The sequence below is a fragment of the Streptomyces sp. WAC03905 genome (genome assembly GCF_057371075.1).
In genome coordinates this window covers 58,981-80,374 of record NZ_JBXYDZ010000002.1, presented here as the reverse complement: position 1 = coordinate 80,374, position 21,394 = coordinate 58,981, and the positions used below count along the sequence as shown (strand labels likewise).

Annotated in this window: 11 protein-coding genes, 2 tRNA genes and 9 pseudogenes; 15 read left to right on the top strand and 7 right to left on the bottom strand. The window is 66.8% G+C overall.

The features are described from left to right. Window positions 1-286 precede the first annotated feature (286 nt). Window positions 287-1,405, bottom strand: coding sequence for a ParB/RepB/Spo0J family partition protein (locus AC2RP6_RS01015; protein ID WP_486444390.1), 1,119 nt, complete (start codon window positions 1,403-1,405; stop codon window positions 287-289). Continuing rightward, entirely contained in the window at window positions 1,402-2,586 is a 1,185-nt protein-coding gene (locus AC2RP6_RS01010; RefSeq protein ID WP_486444389.1) for a ParA family protein, read from the bottom strand. The genes AC2RP6_RS01015 and AC2RP6_RS01010 overlap by 4 nt, the downstream gene beginning before the upstream one ends. A 166-nt stretch (window positions 2,587-2,752) precedes the next feature. On the opposite strand from AC2RP6_RS01010, the pseudogene AC2RP6_RS01005 reads away from it, so the two are divergent. Further along, window positions 2,753-3,294, top strand: a pseudogene (locus tag AC2RP6_RS01005) (GNAT family N-acetyltransferase). 53 nt (window positions 3,295-3,347) lie between these two features. On the opposite strand, the gene AC2RP6_RS01000 reads toward AC2RP6_RS01005, so the two are convergent. Next, window positions 3,348-4,459 (bottom strand): IS630 family transposase gene (locus AC2RP6_RS01000; RefSeq protein WP_486444388.1). Its coding sequence is split into 2 segments (ribosomal slippage): window positions 3,348-3,934 and window positions 3,934-4,459, totalling 1,113 coding nucleotides; the frame shifts between segments, so codons are not numbered across the junction. Window positions 4,460-4,795: 336 nt separating this feature from the next. On the opposite strand from AC2RP6_RS01000, the pseudogene AC2RP6_RS00995 reads away from it, so the two are divergent. From AC2RP6_RS00995 to AC2RP6_RS00930, 14 genes and pseudogenes are all read left to right on the top strand, one after another. Then, a pseudogene (locus AC2RP6_RS00995) lies at window positions 4,796-5,660 on the top strand (IS256 family transposase); the annotation flags it as partial. A 359-nt stretch (window positions 5,661-6,019) separates the two neighbouring features. Further along, window positions 6,020-6,562 carry a hypothetical protein gene (locus AC2RP6_RS00990; RefSeq protein ID WP_486444387.1) on the top strand — a complete coding sequence of 181 codons (543 nt, stop codon included), beginning with the start codon at window positions 6,020-6,022 and terminating at the stop codon, window positions 6,560-6,562. A 742-nt stretch (window positions 6,563-7,304) separates the two neighbouring features. Next, window positions 7,305-8,077: pseudogene (locus AC2RP6_RS00985) on the top strand (IS481 family transposase); the annotation flags it as partial. 222 nt (window positions 8,078-8,299) lie between these two features. Continuing rightward, on the top strand, window positions 8,300-9,382 hold the full coding sequence (locus AC2RP6_RS00980; RefSeq protein ID WP_486444386.1) for an IS110 family RNA-guided transposase: 1,083 nt from the start codon (window positions 8,300-8,302) through the stop codon (window positions 9,380-9,382). 27 nt (window positions 9,383-9,409) lie between these two features. Further along, window positions 9,410-9,601, top strand: a pseudogene (locus tag AC2RP6_RS00975) (integrase core domain-containing protein); the annotation flags it as partial. 73 nt (window positions 9,602-9,674) lie between these two features. After that, window positions 9,675-10,678: pseudogene (locus tag AC2RP6_RS00970) on the top strand (IS5 family transposase). Between the two features lie 916 nt (window positions 10,679-11,594). Then, the gene (locus tag AC2RP6_RS00965; RefSeq protein ID WP_486444385.1) at window positions 11,595-12,236 is read left to right on the top strand and encodes a hypothetical protein; all 642 of its coding nucleotides are present in this window, start codon (window positions 11,595-11,597) and stop codon (window positions 12,234-12,236) included. A 51-nt stretch (window positions 12,237-12,287) separates the two neighbouring features. Beyond that, window positions 12,288-12,704 carry a hypothetical protein gene (locus tag AC2RP6_RS00960; RefSeq protein ID WP_359126242.1) on the top strand — a complete coding sequence of 139 codons (417 nt, stop codon included), beginning with the start codon at window positions 12,288-12,290 and terminating at the stop codon, window positions 12,702-12,704. A 723-nt stretch (window positions 12,705-13,427) separates the two neighbouring features. Further along, window positions 13,428-14,054 (top strand): annotated as a pseudogene (locus AC2RP6_RS00955) (IS110 family transposase); the annotation flags it as partial. 272 nt (window positions 14,055-14,326) lie between these two features. Then, window positions 14,327-15,571, top strand: coding sequence for an IS701 family transposase (locus tag AC2RP6_RS00950; protein WP_486444365.1), 1,245 nt, complete (start codon window positions 14,327-14,329; stop codon window positions 15,569-15,571). Window positions 15,572-15,931: 360 nt separating this feature from the next. Further along, a protein-coding gene (locus tag AC2RP6_RS00945) for an IS5 family transposase (protein WP_486444384.1) occupies window positions 15,932-16,806 on the top strand; the annotation gives its coding sequence in 2 pieces (ribosomal slippage) (window positions 15,932-16,325 and window positions 16,325-16,806; 876 coding nt in all). Between the two features lie 25 nt (window positions 16,807-16,831). Beyond that, window positions 16,832-17,189: pseudogene (locus AC2RP6_RS00940) on the top strand (integrase core domain-containing protein); the annotation flags it as partial. A gap of 221 nt (window positions 17,190-17,410) precedes the next feature. Beyond that, window positions 17,411-17,486 (top strand) — tRNA-Ile (locus tag AC2RP6_RS00935). 205 nt (window positions 17,487-17,691) lie between these two features. Then, window positions 17,692-17,765 (top strand) — tRNA-Lys (locus AC2RP6_RS00930). Between the two features lie 44 nt (window positions 17,766-17,809). On the opposite strand, the gene AC2RP6_RS00925 is transcribed toward AC2RP6_RS00930, so the two are convergent. The 4 genes and pseudogenes from AC2RP6_RS00925 to AC2RP6_RS00910 form a co-directional block, all read right to left on the bottom strand. Further along, on the bottom strand, window positions 17,810-18,043 hold the full coding sequence (locus tag AC2RP6_RS00925) for a hypothetical protein (protein ID WP_486444383.1): 234 nt from the start codon (window positions 18,041-18,043) through the stop codon (window positions 17,810-17,812). 217 nt (window positions 18,044-18,260) lie between these two features. Further along, entirely contained in the window at window positions 18,261-18,578 is a 318-nt protein-coding gene (locus AC2RP6_RS00920; RefSeq protein ID WP_486444382.1) for a DUF6233 domain-containing protein, read from the bottom strand. A 396-nt stretch (window positions 18,579-18,974) separates the two neighbouring features. Next, window positions 18,975-19,351 (bottom strand): annotated as a pseudogene (locus AC2RP6_RS00915) (ATP-binding protein). After that, a pseudogene (locus AC2RP6_RS00910) lies at window positions 19,348-20,768 on the bottom strand (Mu transposase domain-containing protein). Before AC2RP6_RS00910 ends, AC2RP6_RS00915 begins: the two co-directional pseudogenes overlap by 4 nt. Window positions 20,769-21,394: the final 626 nt, after the last annotated feature.

The window sequence follows — 21,394 nt, the reverse complement described above, 5'->3', positions numbered from 1 at the left end:
TCCACGACGACGAGAACCAAGCTGTGGCGGGCGGCGAAGGTGTGGGCCTGCTTGGTGAACTTGCAGGAGGCGGCGAAGAGCGAGACGTCCGCTTTGTGTTTGCTACGCGCGCAGTATTCGCTGGGCGCGGTGACGTCGAGCTTCTGAAGGTCAGGGCTGCCGACGGTACGGTGCTTCGCCGTCTGCCCCTTTTCGGAAGCCCCTGTCTCTGCTTCTACCGCTCCCCCGCACGGACGGCCCCTGCTCTGGCTCCGGCCTCTGCAGGGACGCCCCCTGCTCTGGGCGTTCAGAGCACGCGCAGGTCTGCCGCCACCGCTGCCAGAATCGCGGCAAGCTGAAGACGGCCCTCCTTGGGGAGAAGCCGAGCGAAGTCAGCGACCAGTGCCTCCTTGCTACCGCTGCGCTCGATGTAGCGGTGCAGGAAACGAGTTCGCTGCTCGTCATCCAATACGCCAATGACGAGGTCCATGACCGCGTTGCCGTCATGCCACGGCAGTGAAGGAAGCTGTGTGGGAAGGCCGTGCTCGGCGATAACCGCGCCATCGGTCGGATGGGCCTTCGCACTGCCCTCGTCGGACTGAGGGGTGACGGCGTCATCCTTGGGCTTCAGCTCTCCACTGGCGGCATGCGGGGTGCTAACGGCGTTAGCACCCCGCTCGGTCCGCTTGCGGCGTTTCGCATCAGCCCGCTTCGCGAGTGCTTCTTGTGCTGCACTTTGCTGCTGCTGTGCGGGCAGCTGGCCGATGCTGCGTGCGATCTCAACCGGAAGGCTTCGATCTTCGACCGCGTCCTGGAGCTCCTGGGTGAGCTTGAGGAGGGCGATGCGCTGGGTGACCCAGGGGCTGGATTTACCCAGCGCGCGGGCGACAGCGCGTTGGGATCCATGGACGTGGACTAGGCGCTGGAGGGCCTTCGCCTCCTCCAGAGGGTCGAGGCTCTCGTGCTGGACGGCCGCTGTGAGAGCTGTCTCAAGAAGGGTGTCAGCGTCCTGGGCGAGTGAGTCGTCAACGTGGATGGGGACGTCGTCCAGGCCAGCCAGAGTGGATGCGGCAAGTCGACGGTTGCCATCGACAACCACATACGCGGCTTGGCCGATCCGGTCATCGTGGCCGGGGTGAGCTGCGAGGAACGCCTGCCGGCTAACGACAGCGAGGGGCTGGATGACGCCCCGGGAGGTGAGGCTGTCGGCGAGGTCCTCGACCGACTTGAGTTCCTCGCGGGGGTTGTAGGGGTTGTGGGCCAGGGCGTCCAGCCGAACGCGGAGTGTCCCGGCCGGGGCGCTGGTCGGGTCCGGGGCGGGGCCGTCCTGCCCGGCGAAGCGTGCGAAGGATGCCGCACGGCTGCTCATCGGCTGTGCCACGGCGTTGAACGTGGGGGAGTCGCCCAGCATGTCCGCCTTGCTCATGCCGTTTCCACTCCTCGCGCGACCTGTCGCATCCGGTGGGCCTGCTCGCAGTCAGGTGCGTAGTCCAGCAGCGGGCGCTGCTTTCGGACGGCCTCGCGCTGCTCCTTGACGTCGGGGACCACGGCCAGGACCGGGGGAGAGCCGAGCGACTTCCACTTCTCGAGGGACGAGGTTGCGATGTAGCCGCGTCGGCTGTCGAACTTGTTGACGACGAGTCCAAGCTGCTCGATGGCGAGGTCGTAGTCCCTGGAAAGGGAGTCGATCTGCTGGATCAGCATCCCGTAAGCCTGGGCCGAGGTGTCCTCTGCTTCTACGGGAATCACAAGACCGGAAGAGCCTGGCTTCTCGTCGTCGCGCTGGCGGCCGTAGTTGAGGGCGGCGTCCATAGCGAGTCCGAGGCTGGGCGGTGAGTCCACGACGATGACGTCGAAGTGCTCCTCGAGCGGGGCGAGTGCCCGTTCGAGGGTGGCCTCACGTGGGCCACGGAACATGGTGAGCCCTGAGTCGAGAAGAAACGCGTCGAAGGCTGCGGGCAGGATCCGCAGGCGTCCGCCGAATCGCTCACCGCTTATGACCACAGTGAGGTCGAGTAGCCTCTGCTTGGCTTGCTCACGGTGGAGCATGTGCGTGATGAGACTTTCCTCGCCCGCTGGAATGGCGGTAAGGCCGAGCTGGTGGGTGAGGTGTCCCTGAGGGTCGTAGTCAACCAGAAGGACTCTCAGGCCACCGACTGCGGCATCGGCTGCCGCACTGACAGCGGAAAGATCTTCGGCGAAGGCTTGGGCGAGGCCCGCGGATACGGCGGTCTTGCCGACGCCGCCCTTCTGGTTGCAGACGACGATTCTGCGGGTCGTCACTTGTACGCCGGCGGGGTTGTCGGCGAGCCAGAGAACCACGGACTGTGCCAGCCCCTGGATGTAGGAGACGCCGCGTTCGCGGCAGTCGGCTTTGAAGTCCTCGTACAGGCCCTCGGGGAGGTAGGTGCCGAACGAGTCCGCTCCGGCGGTGTTGACAGTGGGGAGGTCGTCACTGCAGTTCCGCCACGCCTGGATGCCGTTTGCGACGGCATCTTGCATGTCGATCTGGAGCTGCGCTGCACGAACCTTGAGTGCTTGCTGGAGGTGGGCGGGCAGCTTGGAGACGAGCTTCTCCCGCTCACCTCCCGAGTTGAGAGATGACATGGACGGCAGCATACTGCCGCCAGGCGAGGTGATGGTGATCCATAGGAGCGTTTTGCCGAAATCTGGCGGTAGTTGCTCCGCAAGCGCTAACGCCGTTACTGAGTTTGAAGGCGTGATGTCGGGGCCGGATGCTCCTGCTGTGGGGAAATTCGGTAGGTCGCCTGTCATGGCTGAGCTTGGACCCGCTGTCTGGCCGCCCGTCCCGTTGCGGACCGAGCGGCTCGTGTTGCGCGAGCCCGAGGCTCGGGACCGTGCGGCGTACGTTGACCTGTTCACCTTGTCAGAGGTGCGGACGTACCTCGGTGGCCCCCGACCACGTGCTGAGCTTGATAGTGCAGTACCTGAAGTGCCCGGGCGACGTCCTGCGTGGTCGATCACGACGGGGCGATGATCGGCATCGTCACGCTTGACCGGCGGGACGCGGAGCGTTCGGGACACGTCCGTCCCGATGCCAGGGAGGCCGAGCTCAGCTACATGCTCCTGCCGGAGGCGTGGGGACGTGAGTACGCTTTTGAGGCATGCGCCGCGGCTCTCGGCTGGTTCGCCGACGCCGTTCCCGGCGAGCCGGTGATGCTCTGCACCCAGGAGGCCAACGACCGCTCTGTACGTGTCGCGGAGAAAATGGGGTTCAGCGAGATGGAGCGGTTCGAGGAGTTCGGCGCCGAGCAGTGGTTGGGCGTGTGGTCCTCGGTCCCGCGGTCTGGTTGAGCACGTACTCAGCCCACGAGCGTGGCTCCACCTCCGGTTTCTTGAGCGCGGCTTCACAGGAGGGCATGCTGCGGCGACTCACAGCATGGCCCGTCTGAGCTGAACGTGAGGATGAGGCCGATAGCGGTGAGGCATCCGTCGATGATGCCGCTGCGGTATTGAATTTGGCGGAGGCCGTGTCGGAGCCGGCGTATGAGGCGGTCGGGGTCGGTGAAGGCCGTGTTGGCCTGGATGGTTCGGCGCAGAACCGACCAGATTCCTTCGACCAGGTTGAGGTCGGGGGCGTAGGGCGGCGGGTGATAGGCGGTGATCCAGTCCTGAGCGTCGATGAAGGCCCGCATTCGGTGGTCCTCGTGGACGTTCAAGTTGTCCCAGACGAGGACGATCGGTCCGTCGAACTGCTGGTGGGCGGCGATGAGGAGGTCGCGGTACTCGGTCCAGGCGAAGCTCTTGCGGCCGCCGCTCTTATGATCGGTATGTCGTTTGGGTCGATAGATCAGGCGGAGGCGTTCGCCGGGTTTGTAGCAGCACAGGGCTGCGATGGAAAACGGGCGTTGGGAACGGCCGCTGACCCGGATGGCCGGGGTCGTTCCGCGCTTGCCCCACATGCGAGAGGTCGGCGGCATCATCGAGAATCCTGCCTAGTCCTAGAAGACGAGCCGGGCCCCGAGCGCCGCCGCGGTGGTTCCAGGCACGGCCACAGCTCCTTCACCCAACTGGCCACCGCCACCTCGTCCCGCTCGACGGCACGACGGGCCGGAACCTGATGGCTCCAGCCGTGCCTCCGCAGCATCAGGGAGATCCCCGACAACGTCATGCTCTTGTGGAACCGCCGGCCGATCAGCGTCTTGATCCTGGCCAGCGTCCATCGCTGATCCGGCCGGCCGTGAGCGACCGGACCCTCGGCCATCTCCTCCTCGAGCACGACAAACAGCACATCGCTCAGTTTCGGACGGGACGCCAGGCCACGAGAGCGAACCGCGTCCTGCCCGGCCTCCCGCCAAGCCTGAGGCCACCGCTGGACTGAACGGACGCTGACCCTTAACTCCTTCGCGATATCGGTACTGCCCCGCCCATCGGCGAACATCCCGACCGCCTCCATCCGGACCCGCTCACGGAATGCTTGCCTCTCCGCGTTCAGACCCCCACCCTGCGGATACCTCATACACCGGGCATACCGCGACGATCACCGCTCGTCAGCCCCTACGACAACCCGCCTTTAAGGTCAGTAGCACTTGAGGCGGTGCTAACGGCGTTAGCACCGCCTTCCTCCCAGTGAGTATCAGGCTCGAGGTGCCCGAGGTCTCGAGATACGTGAGGGCCTGCACCCCCGCGTACCGAGCGGCAGTACAGGCCCTTGTGCCAGCAGGTCAAGCGACCTCACACGCGGCTCCGGCCCGCAGAATCTGGGTAACAAGCAAGACGGTGAGGACTTCCCGTGACGAGGTAGTGCGTGGCCGCCACAAGAGTCTCGCGCACCGGTAGCTCGTGGTGACGGGCGCTGGCTGAACTTGTGGTCCGGGCCCAGACGGAGGGCTTGCAGTTGACGGGTGAGGGCGGGCTGCTCCGGCAGCTGACGAAGCGGCTGCTGGAGTCCGCTCTCGAGGGTGAGATGACCGGTAACCTCGGGTATGACCGGCAGGATCCGGCGGGGAAGAACGGCCAGAACTCCCGTACCGGCAAGCGGGTCAAGACCGTCATCACCGATGCCGGCCTGGTGACCGTCCAGGTTCCCCGGGACCGTGACGGCGCCTTCGAGCCGCAGATCGTGAAGAAGTACCAGCGCCGGCTGACCGGCGTCGACGAAATGGTCCTCTCGTTGTCGGCGAAGGGGCCTGGCCCGCGGTGAGATCTCCTCGCACCTGGCCGAGGTCTACGGCGCCGACGTGTCGAAGCAGACCGTCTCCACGATCACCGATTCGGTGATGGAGGGCATGGCCGAATGGCAGGCCCGCCCGCTCGACCGCGTCTACCCGGCCGTCTTCATCGACTGCATCAACGTGAAGATCCGCGAGGGCCAGGTCGACCAGCCGCCCGATCTACATGGCCCTCGCGGTCACGGCCGAGGGCAACCGCGACATCCTCGGGCTCTGGGCCGGCAGCGAAGGAGGCGAAGGCGCCAAGCACAGGCTCCGTGTCCTGAACCGAGCTGAAGAACCGCGGCCCCGAGGACATCCTGATGCTGGTTTGCGACGGCTTGAAGGGCCTGCCCGACACGGTCTGGGGAGGTCTGGCCCAAGACCGTCGTGCAGACATGTGTCGTTCACCCGCTGCGGGCTTCGTTCCGCTACGCCGCCCGCCAGGACTGGGACAAGATCGCCAAACCACTCAAGCCCGTCTACACCGCTCCGACCGAAGATGCCGCGACCAGCCGGTTCCCTGCGGCACCTCCCGGACTACAGGTCGGCCATGCTGCCCGGACTGCCAGCGTCACTCCGCTGCATGCTCAGCCTGCGGCGGCGTCGCGGCGGTCGTCTCCGGCACCCTCGACCAACCCCTTAGCCTGGGCTGCACCGCGCCTGAGGCCTGGCACACCTGCCCCACCTGCACCGATCCCGATTACTCGCACCCTGGCCAGTGCGCTCGTTGTCTCACCAATCGGCGCCTCACCGAGCTCCTGGGCCATCCGTCCGGCACCCTCCACCCCGGTCTCGAAGCCCTGCGGAACAACATCGCCACCACCGAGCACCCACTCACCTCCAATCGGCGGCTGAACAAGCCGTCCGTGTCTCCGGTCCTGGCCGACCTCGCGGCCGGCAGACGAGCCCTGACCCACGAGGCCCTCGACGAGCTGCCCGACAGCCCGCCCCTCGCCAACCTCCGCCAGGTGCTCGTCGGCGTCGGTGCCCTGCCCGAGCGAGGCGAGTACATGGTCCGCCTCGAACGCTTCCTCGCCAGCCTTCTCGCATCACAGCAAGATCCCGAACAGCGCAAAGTCCTGCACCAGTACGCGATATGGCATCTGGTCCGTCGACTACGCCGACGCAGCAACGGCCGCCCCCTAACCCCGCAGCAGTTCGCATCGCGCGCCAACGCGCCCAACGCGGCCGTCGCCTTCCTTACCTGGCTCACAGCCCACGACCTCACCCTGGAGACCTGTCGGCAGGCCGCCGACCTCGACCAGTGGCTCACCAACGACTCCGCGAACTACCGCCACACAGGCGGGCACTTCGTCCGCTGGGCTCGCACCAACAAGCTCACCACCTTCCACGTCCCCACCGTCCGCTGGAACGGCCCCACCCAGCCACTCGACGACAAGCACCGGTAAAACGTCGCACGCCGGCTCCTGCACGACGACACCCTCAAGCCCGAAGACCGCCTCGCCGAACCGCTTCTCCTCCTCTACGTACAAGGGCCATCGGCGATCCACCGACTGACCATCGAGGACGTCGAGGTCGACGCTCAAGAGGTACGTCTCCACCTCGGTAGTGCCCCCGTTCAGCTCCCCGAGCCCGTCGCCCAGCTGGCCCGCACTGTCGCCGCGAACCGCAAGGGGCACGCGACCATCGGTGCCCTGGCTCCGTCTCCATGGCTCTTCCCCGGCGGCCAGCCCGGACGCCCGATCAGCACCACACAGCTGACCCAGCGCCTGAACCAGCTCGGGATCCGGCCCAGCCAGGCGCGCAGCACCGCTCTCTTCCAGCTCGCCACCGAGACCCCCGCCGCGATCCTCGCCCGCACCCTCGGTATCCATGCCGACGTCGCCGTCGCTTGGTAGCGTCTTTCCGCCGGCGACTGGAGCACCTACGCCAACGAAGTCAGCCGCCGCACCACAACGGAGAAATCATGAAACTGCCCGTCGTCATACACCGGGCCCGATTGGGAGTCGATGAGTTCAGGGTCCACCGACCTGCCAAGCCGTTGACCCGTGCCGTGCTCACTGACCACGACCGGCACCTAGGTGTGTTGTCCCGGGACGTTGGTGACACGCGTGCTGGGTTCTTGAAATGGGTGAGGGCCTCCGGGTTCGGTGTGGATTGCGACATCTGCACCGGAGACAGGAGGCCCTCGTGGTCCACCGTAATGCCCCGCTGACCGAGACCGGACGACTGCGTCTGGCGCGTTGTGTCGTGGACGACGGCTGGCCCCTGCGGCGGGCCGCGGAACGCTTCCAGGTCAGCCACACCACCGCGGCCCGCTGGGCCGGCCGCTACCGGCAGCTCGGCATCGCCGGAATGAGTGACCGCTCCAGCCGCCCCCACCACCAGCCCCGAAGGACCTCTGCCGAGATCGAGACGGAAGTGCTCCGCCTCCGCCGGGAACACCGCATCGGCCCGCTGCGGCTGGCCATCCGCTGCCGCATCGCGGCCTCCACCGCCCACCGCATCCTCACCCGGCACGGCCAGCCGCCGCCCTGGCCACCCTGGACCGGGCCACCGGCGAGCCCGTCCGCCGCTACGAACGCGCCCGCCCCGGCGAACTGATCCACATCGACGTCAAGAAACTCGGCCGGATCCCCGACGGCGGCGGTCACAAAGCTCTCGGTCGGGCCGCCGGCAGCCCGAACAAGGACCGCCGCAACGGCGCCGGATACGCCTACCTCCACACCGCGCTCGACGACCACAGCCGGATCGCCTACACCGAGGACCTGCCTGACGAGACCGCCCCGACCTGCGCCGGCTTCCTGGCCCGGGCCACCGCCCATTTCGCGTCCCTGGGCATCCGCGTCGAGCGGGTCCTGACCGACAACGCCTGGGCCTACAGCCGGAACACCTGGCGCGACACCTGCCGTGACCTGGGCATCCAGCCCCGCTGGACCAGGCCCTGGCGGCCACAGACCAACTGCGAGGATCTGACGGCGTTCTTCCGGTTGGTCTGACCCACAGACCAACCGGCCATTCGTGCCTTGTTGCCGATGTGTCGCCCGGCCGGGAGAACGTGTGCGGCTGCACCGGCGGACCGCCGGATGTGACCTGATAAGAGCCTGGCTCACGCGCCTCATCGCAGTTGTGTCCCCTGTGCTCCATCGGTGCGGCTCCATCCACATGGACCGCCAGGAGGACAGGTGCCCAGCAGCTCCACCACGAGCGTGACCCTCGGAGTCGACACCCACGCAGACATCCATGTCGCGGCCGCCCTCGACCAGCTCGGCCGGCGACTGGGCACGCTCACCGTTCCCTCGACACCACAGGGCTACGCCTCCCTCGAGTCCTGGGCGGCAAGCATGGGCACCATCGAACAGATCGGTCTGGAGGGCACCGGTTGTTACGGCGCCGGCCTGTCCAGGTGGATGCGGCAGCGGGGTCATCGAGTCTTCGAGGTCAACCGACCTGACCGCCAGACACGACGGCGCCGCGGGAAGTCTGACGCAGTCGACGCCGAGGCCGCGGCACGAGCGGTGCAGGCCGGCGTCGCTACGGCCATACCGAAGACCGGCGATGGTGCCGTCGAGATGATCCGCACCCTCAGGGTCGCCCGCCGCAGCGCGATGAAGGCCCGCACCCAAGCCGTCAACCAGCTCAGATCCCTGATCGTGACGGCTCCCGACACTCTTCGCGAGCGCATCCGCGGCCTCCACCGGTCGGAGCTGATCCGCACCGTCACTCGCTGGCGGACGGGAGCTGAACCGGACACGCTGACCGCAGTCACCAAGCTGGCGATGAGGTCCATCGCCCTCCGGTATCAACAGCTCAGTGACGAGATCGCAGGACTAGACCGTCACCTGCACAGGCTCGTTAGCCAGGCAGCAGCCGAGCTCATGGCCGTCAAGGGGCTTGGCGCCGAGACGGTCGCAGCCCTGCTCATCGCCGTCGGCGACAACCCCGAACGGCTCCGGTCCGAGTCGGCCTTCGCCCACCTCTGCGGCGTCGCCCCCATCCCCGCTTCTTCAGGCAAGACCAGCCGCCACCGCCTCAACCGCGGCGGCGACCGCCAGGCCAACCACGCCCTCTACATGATCACGGTCACCCGCATGGCCTGGGAACCACGCACACGCGCCTACGTCGCCCGCAGGACAGCCGAAGGCAAGACGAAGACCGAGATCATCCGCTGTCTGAAACGGCACATCGCACGCGAGATCTACCGGCTGCCCGTCCCCCGCATCCCAGCCCAGCCGCCGTCCCAACAGGACCTGGCAACCGCAGCCTGACCGTCCTTGACAGCTATTAAGAGCATCGGCAAGGTCGAACGCTTCCACCGCACCCTGCCCGACGAATGGGCTTACCTACGGCCCTACACCTCCAACGACGAGCGAACCAGGGCCCTGGCAGACTTCCTCCACACCTACAACCACCACCGCAGCCACACCGCACTCGGCGGACATCCACCCATCAGCCGAATCAACAACGCTGCGGGTCAATACACCTAGGGTCTGTATTGGGTCGTGATCGGTTTGTCGGATCTGCCCTCGCTGCGGGGGTGGATCCGGTAGTCCGGTGCGTGTGACGCGTGCGCAACTGACGGACGATGAGTGGGGATTCATCGAGCCGTATCTGCCGATTGGTGAGTACGGCCCGTATCCCGAGCGGCTGCGGGAGCAGTTCGAGGGCGTGATCTGGAAGTTTCGTTCGGGAGCGCAGTGGCGGGAGATGGCGGAGCGGTTCGGTGCCTGGTCCACGGTGCACAACAGGTTCAGGCAGTGGCGGGACGGCGGGGTCTTTGAGGGACTGCTGGAAGGCGTGATCGCCGAGGCGGCTGGGCGGGGCAGGGCTGACATGTCGCTGGTCAGCGTGGACTCCACGACGGTCCGCGCCCATCACGACGCGGCCGGGATGCGCTTAGAGAAGGAGGTTCTGGACGCTCTGGAGAAGGCCGCCCTCGAGGCGGAGGCGGCCCGGCAAAAAAAGGGGCGACACGGCGGAACAAGACGGACACGGCAACGCCGGGGATCCCGGCCGGGCCGAGCGACGGCGCGTCCGGCGACGGCGCAAGCTCCGTCTGAAAGCAGCTCTGCTCGGGCGATCGCGAGGCGGGCAGACCAGCAAAATCCACCTGGCTGCCGACCGCCGCTGCCGGCCTCTGGCCCTGACCTGACCGCGGGGCAGGCCGCGGACAGCCCCCAGTTCATCCCCGTGCTCAAGAAGGTGCGGGTCCGCGGGCCCGCCGGACGTCCGCGCACCCGGCCCGGCGCGGTCGCCGGGGACAAGGCCTACTCGTCCCGCGACAACCGCTCCTACCTGCGCAAACGCGGGATCAAGGCAGTCATCCCGGAGAAGAAGGACCAGGCCGCCAACCGGAAGAACAAAGGCCGCAGGGGCGGCCGGCCAGTCACCCACGACACCGACCTCTACAAGGAACGCAACACCGTCGAGCGCCTGATCAACAAGCTGAAGGCCTGGCGAGGCATCGCCACACGCTACGACAAGAACCCCGCAGCTACCTCGCAGGCCTCCACCTCCGTGCCGCCATGATCTGGATCAAAGACCTCACCCGGACCGACCTTTGATCACGACCCAATACGCGCCCTAGGGCCGGTAGCTCCTCAGCCCTAGCGGGCTTGCGGTGCCCCGCTGGGTAGGTCAGGAGGATTGGCGACTGCAGGCTGTACTCGTTGTAGGAAAGGAACCTTGGCTGAGGTCGGGGGTGGTGCAGGTGGCCCCTGACCGTAGTCCGGCGTCGGACCCTAGTCCTGGGCTCGCTTTCGGTGGTGCAGCTATCAGTCGGTGGAGCAAGCTGCTGTCCGTCCTCCCGGAATCGGGGCACCGGGCCCGCAGCCAGGATCCTGTGCAGACGCCCACGGGATGTAGTGCCCCCCTTGAGCGGAGAGTGAGCCAACCCATGCTGCCCTGTGGAGCACTGCGGAATGTCCTTGACCCTAGGAGCGGATAACTGAAGAGGAGTGACGATGCCTCAAATTGCTCTTGAAGAAGAGTATCCAGGATCCATAGGGCTCTGACCTGCAACAACGCGACTGGCAGCGTGTCGTGGGGGGCACGTTTTGCCTGGTGAAGTGTGTACCCGGCGAGCACATTTGGGCGGAAAATCAAGCAGCGGTTTACTCTCTGGTGCCGCCGCGAGGTCTCGCATCGTCGCAGGTGGGCGCGTTGCCGTTGGCGGACGGCGAGCCTCTACTGTCCGGCTGCTGAGGACTGGCGTGTGCTGCCGTCTCGACACGTAGAATCAACGAGGCATGGACTTCCGGTACGAGGTGGCACGGAAAGTTCACAAGGCGTGGACTTTTCAGGGCGCTGAGGGCCTGCTTGCGCATCGAAGACCCACGCGGCGCGTCGATGCATCAAAAGACAACTGGGCGTTGATTTTTAGATAGGCTCGTCCTGCCTGAGTACCAAGGAGGACGTGTGACATCTGATCCGCCCGCCCGTCGTCGAACGCGTGGGCCCCGCTCTGTCCCTACACCTGCCGTGGCAGGAAACGAGGCTGAGTTCGGAGACATCCTGGCCGTACTCGGCCAGCAGCTCGGAGAGGAGGTGGCCCGGGCCGCCGATCCTGGTGGCCGACGCCGACTGAAGGGTGTCCACTTCGAGTACGCAGCAGATCCCCGGTCCGTTCACGACATGGCGGGCGGGGCCGGCTACAGCCTGGCGAGCAATTGGTTCACACAGCTGCTCGCGCAGCTCGCCGTCGCCAACAGCATCACCAAGTCCCAGCTGTGCGTCTTTCTGTTCGTAGCCGGCGGACAGGTACCTGGCACGGGGATTGCGCAGTACACACAGCAAGAGATCACTGATGGACTGAACAAGGTTGCCGCCCAGAAGGGCGGCAAGATGATCACGCGTTCTACCGTGAACCGTGCTGTGCAGGCCCTCTGCGGTTATAACTGGGTGGAGAAGGCTGGCAACGGCCGGATCCAGATCAACGTACGCCTCTGGTTTCACGGGAACAGCACCGCGCAGCACGACGTCCTCGCTGAGATCGCCGAGCGGCATGAGCGGAGTCCTGAGGCTTTCCCCTACGCGGTGGGGCCTGAGGATGCTCATCAGGATGAGTTCGACCTCGACTTCGGCGTGGACGCGAGGATCCGTGGAAGGAAACGAACCGGGTGATAGCGCTGCCAGGCCTCATCCAGGGCGACCGATCACAAGGAAGGCCCTTTCATGGCTAACGTCCTGTCTCCGATCGTCGCGGAGCGCATCTGGGCTCTGCCTCTGTCCGGATCCGCCGTTAAGTTTCTCCAGTACCTTCTCTACCGGTGCGAGTTCGGAGGAGCGCTGCCAGTGCGGCAGAGGGACATGGCTACGGAGTACGGCGTGACTCCGCAGGCTGTCAGCGGTCTGATGGCGCCCTTGTGCGCTCTCAACATCGTTCTGCGTCCGCGTAGTGAGGAGCGGAACGGCAACTCCTACCGCCTTCACCCGCTCGCAGCGAAGTACGAGACCCCTGAGGCCATGGAGGCCGCCTTCCGAGACGCGCTCGTTCGCATTCAGGCCGGGGACCTGCCGAACCTGAAGCTGCCTACATACCGCCAGGCGCCGCCTGCCCCTACTGGCAGGCCGAAGCTGCAGGTCGCCTGACCTGTGCGAGAACGAGAAAGAGGGCCCCTCCACAGTGGTGGAGGGGCCCTCTTCGCCTGAGTAACAACGGTGCTAGCAGCATATCCGCTGCCCGCCGGTTCGGGCAGCGGGACTACGCCGGAGCTGGTACCTCACCCGAGAGTGGATGAAAAGTTTGTGTAGGGCCGGGGCCGTCCTGCTCAGGCGAAGATGACCATGGTCCTCGTGATCTCTTCACCCCTCCAGGTACTGGTGCACTGCGAAGAGATGGCTGTCATACGTCGGTAGTGATGCTCTCCTTGCCTGGGGAAAATGATCAGAGCCCCGCAACCTCCCTGAACTCCGTCCATAGGTATTGATCACGTCCGCCCATCCCACAACACTGCAGTGATCGGACTGCCGTCGAGGAGGCCTTTTGACCAACGAGGCTGCAGAACGACCGCTCCGCCGGCGCGAGGTGAAGCTCAGCGGCGTCTGCCCCCGTTACCGTCCTCGTGGCTCCGCGATGGGGCCTCCGGCCTTCGGGTCCGGTATGGCTGTTTCCTAAGAATGTTGGGCGGTCCGGGAGGACCGGGTGTGGCTGATGACTGTGTGTCGTTGATGGCTCGAGGGGAATGGCCGCCCGGTCCTTCTGGACGCTCCGACCACTGATTGAGAACTGCGGTCATCGCTGGTTAGGGACCTGTCGGCGGAGTGTTCTTCGGACCACGAATGTGCTGGTCACGGCGGAACGGAGCTTTGAGGGTGAGCGCGCGGCAGGCACGGATATGGGTCGGCATCGACGCCGGCAGGGGCACCAATGGGCGGTCGCCATCGACGCCGACGGCGAGACGGTGTTCTCGACGAAGGTGATCAACGACGAGGCCCAGATCCTCACGCTGATCGAGACCGCCAGAGAACAGGCTGATGAGGTGCGGTGGGCGGTGGACATCTCGGGCCGAGCCTCGACCCTGCTGCTGGCGCTGCTCATTGCGCATGATCAGCGGGTGGTCTACGTACCGGGCACGCACGGTCAACCGGATGTCCGGCGTCTACCGGGGCGAGGGCAACACCGATGCACGCGACGCCCGGGTCATCGCCGATCAGGCCCGCATGCGCCCCAAAGACTTCGCCCAGCTGGACATTCCGCAGGAGACCGTCTCCACGCTCCGGCTCCTGACGCACTACCGGGCCGATCTCATCGCCGACCGCGTGCGGCTGATCAACCGTCTCCGTGACCTGCTCGTCGGCATCTGCCCGTCCCTGGAACGGGCCTTCGACTACTCTGCGGCCAAGGGCCCTGTAATCATGCTGACCGAGTACCAGACCCCGGCTGCCCTGCGCCGGATCGGTGTGAAGCGGCTGACGATGTGGCTCGAACGCCGAAAGGTCGGCTTCTGGAACAGCGGCACCGGCCTTACCCGACGGCGGGCAACGCTGTTCGACCTGGACATCAATCGGTCCGGCACAAATCGGAAGCTGTCCCCCGACAGCCAAGCTCCTGCCGCTTAGTACTCCAGCAGCGTTTTGCTATCTGGCCTGGTCAGGGGTGTCGTGGGGAGTGTAGTGGGAGGGTGGGGTGCCGGTGGTGGTCTTGGCCGGGTGCTCCACCAACGAGTGGATGAGAGGTATGGGCCGGGCTGAGTCGTGGACAGCTTGTCTTCGTGATCGACGACCACGCGGACGCGGCCTGGGAACGACAACTCGAGGACCTGTTCCTTCGGATCGGCCACCGTTTCGGCCGCGCCGACCTGCGGCGCCGCGGACGGGACTACATACGAGGCCTGCTCGCCCCCGTCGGCCGCAAGAACGGCTGGCAACTGGCCGAATTCGCTGGCCATCGCACGCCCGACGGCCTGCAACGGCTCCTGAACAGGGCGAACTGGGACGCTGACGACGTCCGTGACGACCTCCAGTCCTACGTCGCTGAGCATCTCGGCGAGGAAGCAGGGGTGCTCGTCGTCGACGACACCGGTTTCATCAAGAAGGGCAGCACCTCCGCCGGGGTCCAGCGCCAGTGCTCCGGCACCGCCGGCCGCACCGAAAACTGCCAGATCGGCGTCTTCGCCGCCTACGCCACCACCCGCGGCCGTGCACTGGTCGACCGGGAGCTCTATCTGCCCAAGTCCTGGACGGACGACCGAGACCGCTGCCAGGCGGCAAAGGTCCCCGACGAACGGGGCTTCGCCACCAAAGGAGAGCTGGCCAAGCGCCTGGTCCTGCGTGCTCTGGCCTCCGAACTTCCGATTGCCTGGGTGACAGCGGACGCCGCATACGGGCAAGAGGGACGCTTCCGCCGACTACTGGAGCAGTCCGGGCTCGGCTACGTGCTCGCAGTACCCAAGTCCCAGCAGGTTTTCGGCCCGCGCATCGACCACCTCTTCGCCCGGGCCCCCGACGAGGCATGGGAGGCGATCTCCTGCGGCGACGGCGCCAAGGGGCCACGGCTCTACCACTGGGCGGCCCTGGAGCTGCCCACGGTGGCCGAGTTCGACTACCAGGGACAGGCCCCCGTGCGCCGCCGGTGGGCTCTGGCCCGCCGCAGTCTCAGCAAGCCTGAGGAGATCGCCTACTACCTCGCCTACACACCGCTCGAGACAGCCATTCAGGAGATGGTGCGGATCGCCGGGATGCGCTGGCAGATCGAAGAGTGCTTCCAGGCCGCGAAGAACGAGTGCGGCCTGGACCAGTACGAAGTTCGCCGATACGTGGGCTGGTATCGCCACATCACGCTGGCGATGCTGGCCCACTCCTACCTCGCGGTCATGGCCCACGAAGCGACAAAGGGGGGTGCAGAAACGGTTCCGGCGCCGTGGTTCCCCTCACCGTGGCAGAAGTCCGCCGGCTCCTGGCGCTTCGCCTCGGCCCAGGCGGCCGCCCGGGCCGGGCGCTCCGCCGCCACGTGCTGAGCTGGTCACTTTGGCGTCGCAGACGCCAGGCGACAGCCCGCCACTGCCACTACCAGCGGCGAATCCACTCGTTGGTGGAGCACCCGGCCAAGACCACCACCGGCACCCAACCCTCCCACTACACTCCCCACGACTCCCCTGACCAGGCCAGATAGCAAAACGCTGCTGGAGTATTGGTTCTGTCCGGCGGATCATGACGGCACAGGCTCCAGGCCATGCATAGCACCCTGACGGAGCACGCCAGATGTCTCTACGGCAACGAATACCGATGGTCGACGTGCCGTTGCGGATGGCACTGTGACGCCGCGGCCACTAGGGCCTGTTGCGAAAGTGGATCTTGTTCGTTGATGATCACCTGTCGTGGGACGTGGAGATCTGACGAACGGCCAGTGGGCCCGGCTTGAGCCGTTGCTGCCGACGGGCATCAAGCCGGGCCGTCCGCAGGTATGGACACGGCGGCAGCTGATAGACGGCATACGGTGGCGGACCCGAACCGGCGCTCCCTGGCGGGACGTGCCCGAACGCTATGGGCCGTGGGACCGGGTCTATGACCTGTTCCGGCGCTGGCAGCGGGACGGCACGTGGGCCCGGATCCTCACGCGGCTCCAGGCCGAGGCTGATGCGAAGGGCCTGATCACCTGGGACGTGAATGTCGACTCCACCGTCTGCCGGGCCCATCAGCACGCCGCCGGGGCGGCAGAAAGGGGGACCTCCAGAAGGAGCCGCCCGGCGGAGTGTTCGTCGAGCCGGCCGACCACGGTCTCGGACGCTCCCGTGGCGGACTGACCAGCAAGATCCACCTCGCGGTCGAGCAGGGGCAGAAGCCTCTGTCGGTGGTGATCACGGCTGGGCAGCGGGGTGATTCCCCGCAGTTCGAGCCGGTCCTGGAGGCGATCCGGGTGCCCCGGCTCGGGCTCGGCAGGCCGCGCAAGCGGCCAGACCGGGTCCGGGCAGACAAGGCCTACGACTCCCGCAGCAACCGCTCCTACCTGCGCAGACGCGGAATCAAAGCCACCATCCCGGTTCCGGCGGACCGGGTCCGCAATCGCCTCAAGCGCGGATCGCGCGGCGGGCGCCCGCCAAAGTTCGACAAGGACGACTACAAGCAGCGGCACGCGGTCGAGTGCGGGATCAACCGGCTCAAGCGCCACCGGGCCGTCGCCACCCGGTACGACAAACTCGCCGTCCGTTACGAAGCGACAGTGCTGATCGCAGCCATCAACGAATGGCTGTGACCAGCACTTTCACAACAGGCCCTAGGGAAACCCCGTCCCACGCGGCCAGTTGATACACCCCAGCGATGCCAGGTCCCAATACACCAGTGGGCGCTTCACCGAGCACCTGCACATCGAGGGCATCCGGCCCTCGATCGGGAGGGTCGGGGACGCCTACGACAACGCCCTGATGGAGACGATCAACGGCCTCTACAAGGCCGAGTGCATCCGAACCAAAGGTATTCCACGACGGGCCCTGGAGGACCGTCTCCGACGTCGAGTACGCCACCGCCTCCTGGGCCGAGTGGTACAACAACCGCAGGCTGCACTCCACTCTGGGCATGATCAGCCCCACCGAGTACGCGGCAGCACACTACGCTGACACAGAACCACGAGCCGACTGATCACCGGCCAACAAAACACCGGCAGAAAAGTCGGAACGGTTCACTCGATGTGGCGGGTTGGTGGGCGGCGGTCCGCCGGGAGCCGAGGGGGAAGGCGCAGGTTCCCGCTGAGCGTGGGATGGTTGCGCTCGGTGCAGAGCAGCCGGGCGGCGCCTGGAGGCACCGGCTTGTGGCAGGACAAGCGATCGTCCGGGTGTTCTAATCTGAGGTGTGGGTTGATCGGGGATGGTAGCTCAGCTGGTCAGAGCAGCGGACTCATAATCCGTCGGTCGTGGGTTCGACTCCCACCCGCCCCCACACCGGAACCAGCCCACACTTCCGTAGTGAGAGGTCTGGATCTCTAATGGGCTTTGGGCGGCGTTGTCCGGCCCGGAGGAGGACGTGCGTGGTCCCAATCGATGCCGTTCGCGTTGCAGATGCCCGTGGCGCTGGCCGGGGGTGGGGTGCTGTGGGGTGTGGTTGGCGGGCTGTGTGGTCGGTGGCGTGTTTTTATCGTGGGTATGGGGCGGTAGCTCAGTTGATTAGAGCTGTGGACTTTTAATCCGTAGGTCGTGGGTTCAAGCCCCACCCGCCCCACCGCTCGGACCGTTGTGATGCGCCCGTGGCGGGGGCGTGGTGTTTCAGGCGGGTGGCCGGGTCCCGCTGCTGCGGGTAATTCCGTGGGCGTTGAGGGTGTTCCAGACCTCGGTGGTGGTGGTGCGTCCGGTGCGCTCGGCGATCCGGGCGGCGGTTTCGCCGCGATTGTAGGCGGCCATGGTGGTTTTGGTCAGGTGGCGGCGGGCGGTGTGTAGGGCCTCCTGCGCGTCGTGCAGTGCGTGCGCGGCGGCTTTCAGGGAATCGTCACTGCTGCTCATGTCCCTACCCTGCCAGCGTGACCGCCGGTTGATGGCGCCCGGTCCGGTGTGTCTGGGTGGCTGCCGGGGCCCGCACTCCAGGGAGGTGGAGGGTGCAGGCCCCGGCCGGGTTGTGCACCCGGGTGTGCAACGAGCGTGCCAGGAGGAAGGTTCCGCGCCCGGCGTGCAGTCCCGCCACAATTACCGGACGCGGGGCGAGAGGGCAGCAGCGCTGTTGTCAGGGCTGAGCGTGGTCTTGTCCTGCCGGTAGCGGGTCGGTTGAGGCTGGGAGTGAGGTGGCGGCGTGGCATTCGCGGCAGGTGACGGTGCGGGGCTGGCGGAGGATGTCGAGGGCTTGGTCGAGGGTGATGGGGGTGGCGCCGGGCTGGCAGCCGATGACGTGGACCAGGCGGGCTGCGGGGTGGCCGGGGCGGTGGGGGATGTCCTGTACCGTCCAGGCCTGGCGGCCGTGGCCGATAGGTGCGGCGGGATGGGTCGGGACGGGTGTAGTCGCCGCCCTCGAGCGGGCGGACGTGCCGGGCGTCCAGCCACCCATTGCGCTCCGCCGGTTCCGTACGGCCTTCTTTGCCGCCGGGTGCCCAGCAGCTGATCCCGACTCGGTACTCCCCGCCGTCACTGGTACGCCGCCGCTCATGCAGGTGGGCACGCAGTTCCTGCCCGTCCGGCATGGTGACCATCACCCGGGCCGTGTTCCCCCGCATACCCGCCCCCTCCCACAGGCCGGCATCCTAACCAGCCCCGGGAGTGCCACCGCGGGCAGCGGCCTTTGCACGAGCGCCTGCCACTACGTCACCGTCCGAAGGGCGCCGAGTCCAGCTGTGTCGCCGACGTGTGTCAACGGCCAGTGACAGCCAGTTGTTCCATGCGCTGACGGCCGATTGAGCGTCCCCAGCGGCGGCCAGATACTTCCCCGCCGTTGAGAGGGCTGTGGTCACCTCAGAGGCATCACTCCCTTTCCGGTGGTGGCCTCGGTGAGTCGGAAGCTGTCACCTTGGGTGACCACGACGTGAGCGTGGTGGAGGAGCCGGTCGACGGTTGCGGTGGCGAGGGTCTTGGGCATGATCTCGTCGAAGCCGGAGGGGTGGAGCGGCGGGTCCGGAGGTTGGCTGCGTCACGGCCGGCCGCTTCTTCGGCCAGCAGGACCCGGACAGCCTCGGCCGGATCCCATCTCTGGGCCTTCGCGGTGGGGATCAGGTCGCTCAGTGCCCTGCGCAGGTGCGGGAGTTTGAGGCGTTTGGTCAGTTCGATGGCCTCGGCCAGCGGGTCGCTGTGGGCGCCGGTGATCGTGCGGATCGGGGTAGCCGTCAGCCTTCGTCCTTCTCATCGGTGATGCCGAAGCGGGACCAAGCGGAGGTGCCCGGCAGCAGGCTGTGTTCTTCGGAGGCGCGGGTGGGCTCGACGGTCTCCGCGAACCTGCCGGCGATCGCCGCGGCCCCCAGGGCCCGGTCGACTCGGCGACGGAGTGGAGCTTGGCGAGCTGGACGGCCTCGGCCATCTTCGGCTTGAGCGGCGGGCTCCGGCGGCCGCAACTTCGATGAGCCAGGAAGCAGCCCCGGGGCCGAGTGCGAGGAAGGCGGCCTCCGCGGCGGTCTTCACCCGCGGAGTGCGGTCGGCCTCCTTGTTCTCCCGCAGCGGGTAGTGCTCATCCTTGATCGAGGGATTGCTCGGGCTGGAGCGGTCGTGGCGGGCGACTTCGGCCGGTCCGTCCTGGCCGACGGGGGTGACGATCGGTTCGTCGCCGTGGGAGCGGGCCGAGACGCGGGTGTCGACGAGGTCGTGCGGGACCGAGTAGCGGACGCCCTCGACGGAGATCGTGGCGTCCCAGTTCACCCGCCGAGTGCTGCCGAACGCGACGGTGAAGGGTTGTTTGGGCAGTGGGTGCAGCCGCTGCTGTTCCTCGAGGAGGGCCTCGGCGGGCCGGCGGCGGCTCTCGCGGTGGACCCTGTTGACCGTGTCGCAGAACTCGCGGCAGGCCGCTTCGAGCTGGCCCATCGTTTTGTAGTGCGGCAGCAGGTTCGCGCTGGTGGGGACCAGGTCCGCCTTCGCGATGCGGATGGTCGCCTCGCTGCCGCCCTTCGTCTCGGGTCTGCCGGCAGGCAGGTCCGGATCGTCATGCCGTAGTGCCGTCCGACCTCGACGATCTCCGGGGCGTCTTCTCGTTGTCGGTCCGTGCATAGGTCGGCACTCCGCCGATCCGTCGCAGGGTCGCGTCCAGGCAGGTCACGATCGTCGGCAGGGGCTTGTCGAAGACCGGGATCACGACCCGAAACCGGGACCAGGCGAGCCGCGCGCACCACAAAGACGTACGTCTTCCGCCGCTGCGCGGGCCCTCGCCCCAGTCCCACTGGAGCCAAAGCGCGGGTTAGGCGATCCAGGGCCGGTAGACACGGTGGTGCCCCGACCGCATGCGCGTTCTCACCTCGGCGACCGCGCGGCGGGTGGTGCGTTCCCCGCCGGTGAAGCCCATCGCAGTGATCCGCCGGTGCACGATGTCCGCCCGTATCCGCCCCTTCGACGCGGCCACGAGTTCCTCGATCTTCTCCAGGAACTCGTCCATCGGGCGGGTTCGGTGCTGCCGCTCGACAGGACGCTCGCTCTGCTCGCGCAACTGGACATATCGCTTCACCGTGTGGTGGTCGCAGCCGGCCAGCTCGGCCGCCGCGCGGTAACTCCCCGTGAGGTCGTAAGCCTCCAGGATTTCCAAGATCTCCCTGCTGTTCCTCACACCGGCCAGCTTCGCTGGCCGGTGTCGGTCCGATTCCGGGGAGGTATCTGGCCGTCACCGGGAAGACTCGTGGCCACAGAATGCTATATAAACGGCCGCCTACGGGGAGTATCTACCGGCCACCGTCAGACGTGTGGGCGTCGGTCACCCAGGGCCCCTCGGCGGCGCTCCGCGCTTGGCTTTGCCCATTCCTGGACAGTCCACCGCTCCTAGACCTGGCCCTTCACTACTGGCCTGTCCGCAGTTCAGGTGCCGCATGGGCGGGGAGGATCCCATGAGCAGGTGTGGGTCCTCCCCGAGCATGGAGTGGCAGTTTTCAACCGGATTGCTTCACATGCCCCCACCCCGCGCCGCCAGTACCGCACACGTAACCATCCCTGCTCCCGCTCGTTTCCCCGCCGGGAACCTGCGCCTTCCCCCACGGCTCTGTGCCGGGCGGCCACCCCACCGCCCGGCACAGAGCCACAGGCAGCCCACCCTGTACGCCCGCAGGCCGAGGCACGCGGTTATTCTCAGAGGCAGGGTCAGAGGTACCCGTTCACCACCGCTCCGGACAGCCACCCGAACCACGCCTGTCCACACCCTGTTGAAAAACCTGTGGCAAAATGGGAAAGAGCTGAACATTC

Bases quoted from the DNA above. Each gene is read 5' to 3' on its own strand.
- AC2RP6_RS01015 (WP_486444390.1), bottom strand. From the start codon at position 1,405: ATGAGCAAGGCGGACATGCTGGGCGACTCCCCCACGTTCAACGCCGTG.
- AC2RP6_RS01010 (WP_486444389.1), bottom strand. From the start codon at position 2,586: ATGTCATCTCTCAACTCGGGAGGTGAGCGGGAGAAGCTCGTCTCCAAG.
- AC2RP6_RS00960 (WP_359126242.1), top strand. From the start codon at position 12,288: ATGGCTAACGTCCTGTCTCCGATCGTCGCGGAGCGCATCTGGGCTCTG.
- AC2RP6_RS00925 (WP_486444383.1), bottom strand. From the start codon at position 18,043: ATGAGCAGCAGTGACGATTCCCTGAAAGCCGCCGCGCACGCACTGCAC.
- AC2RP6_RS00920 (WP_486444382.1), bottom strand. From the start codon at position 18,578: ATGGGTGGCTGGACGCCCGGCACGTCCGCCCGCTCGAGGGCGGCGACT.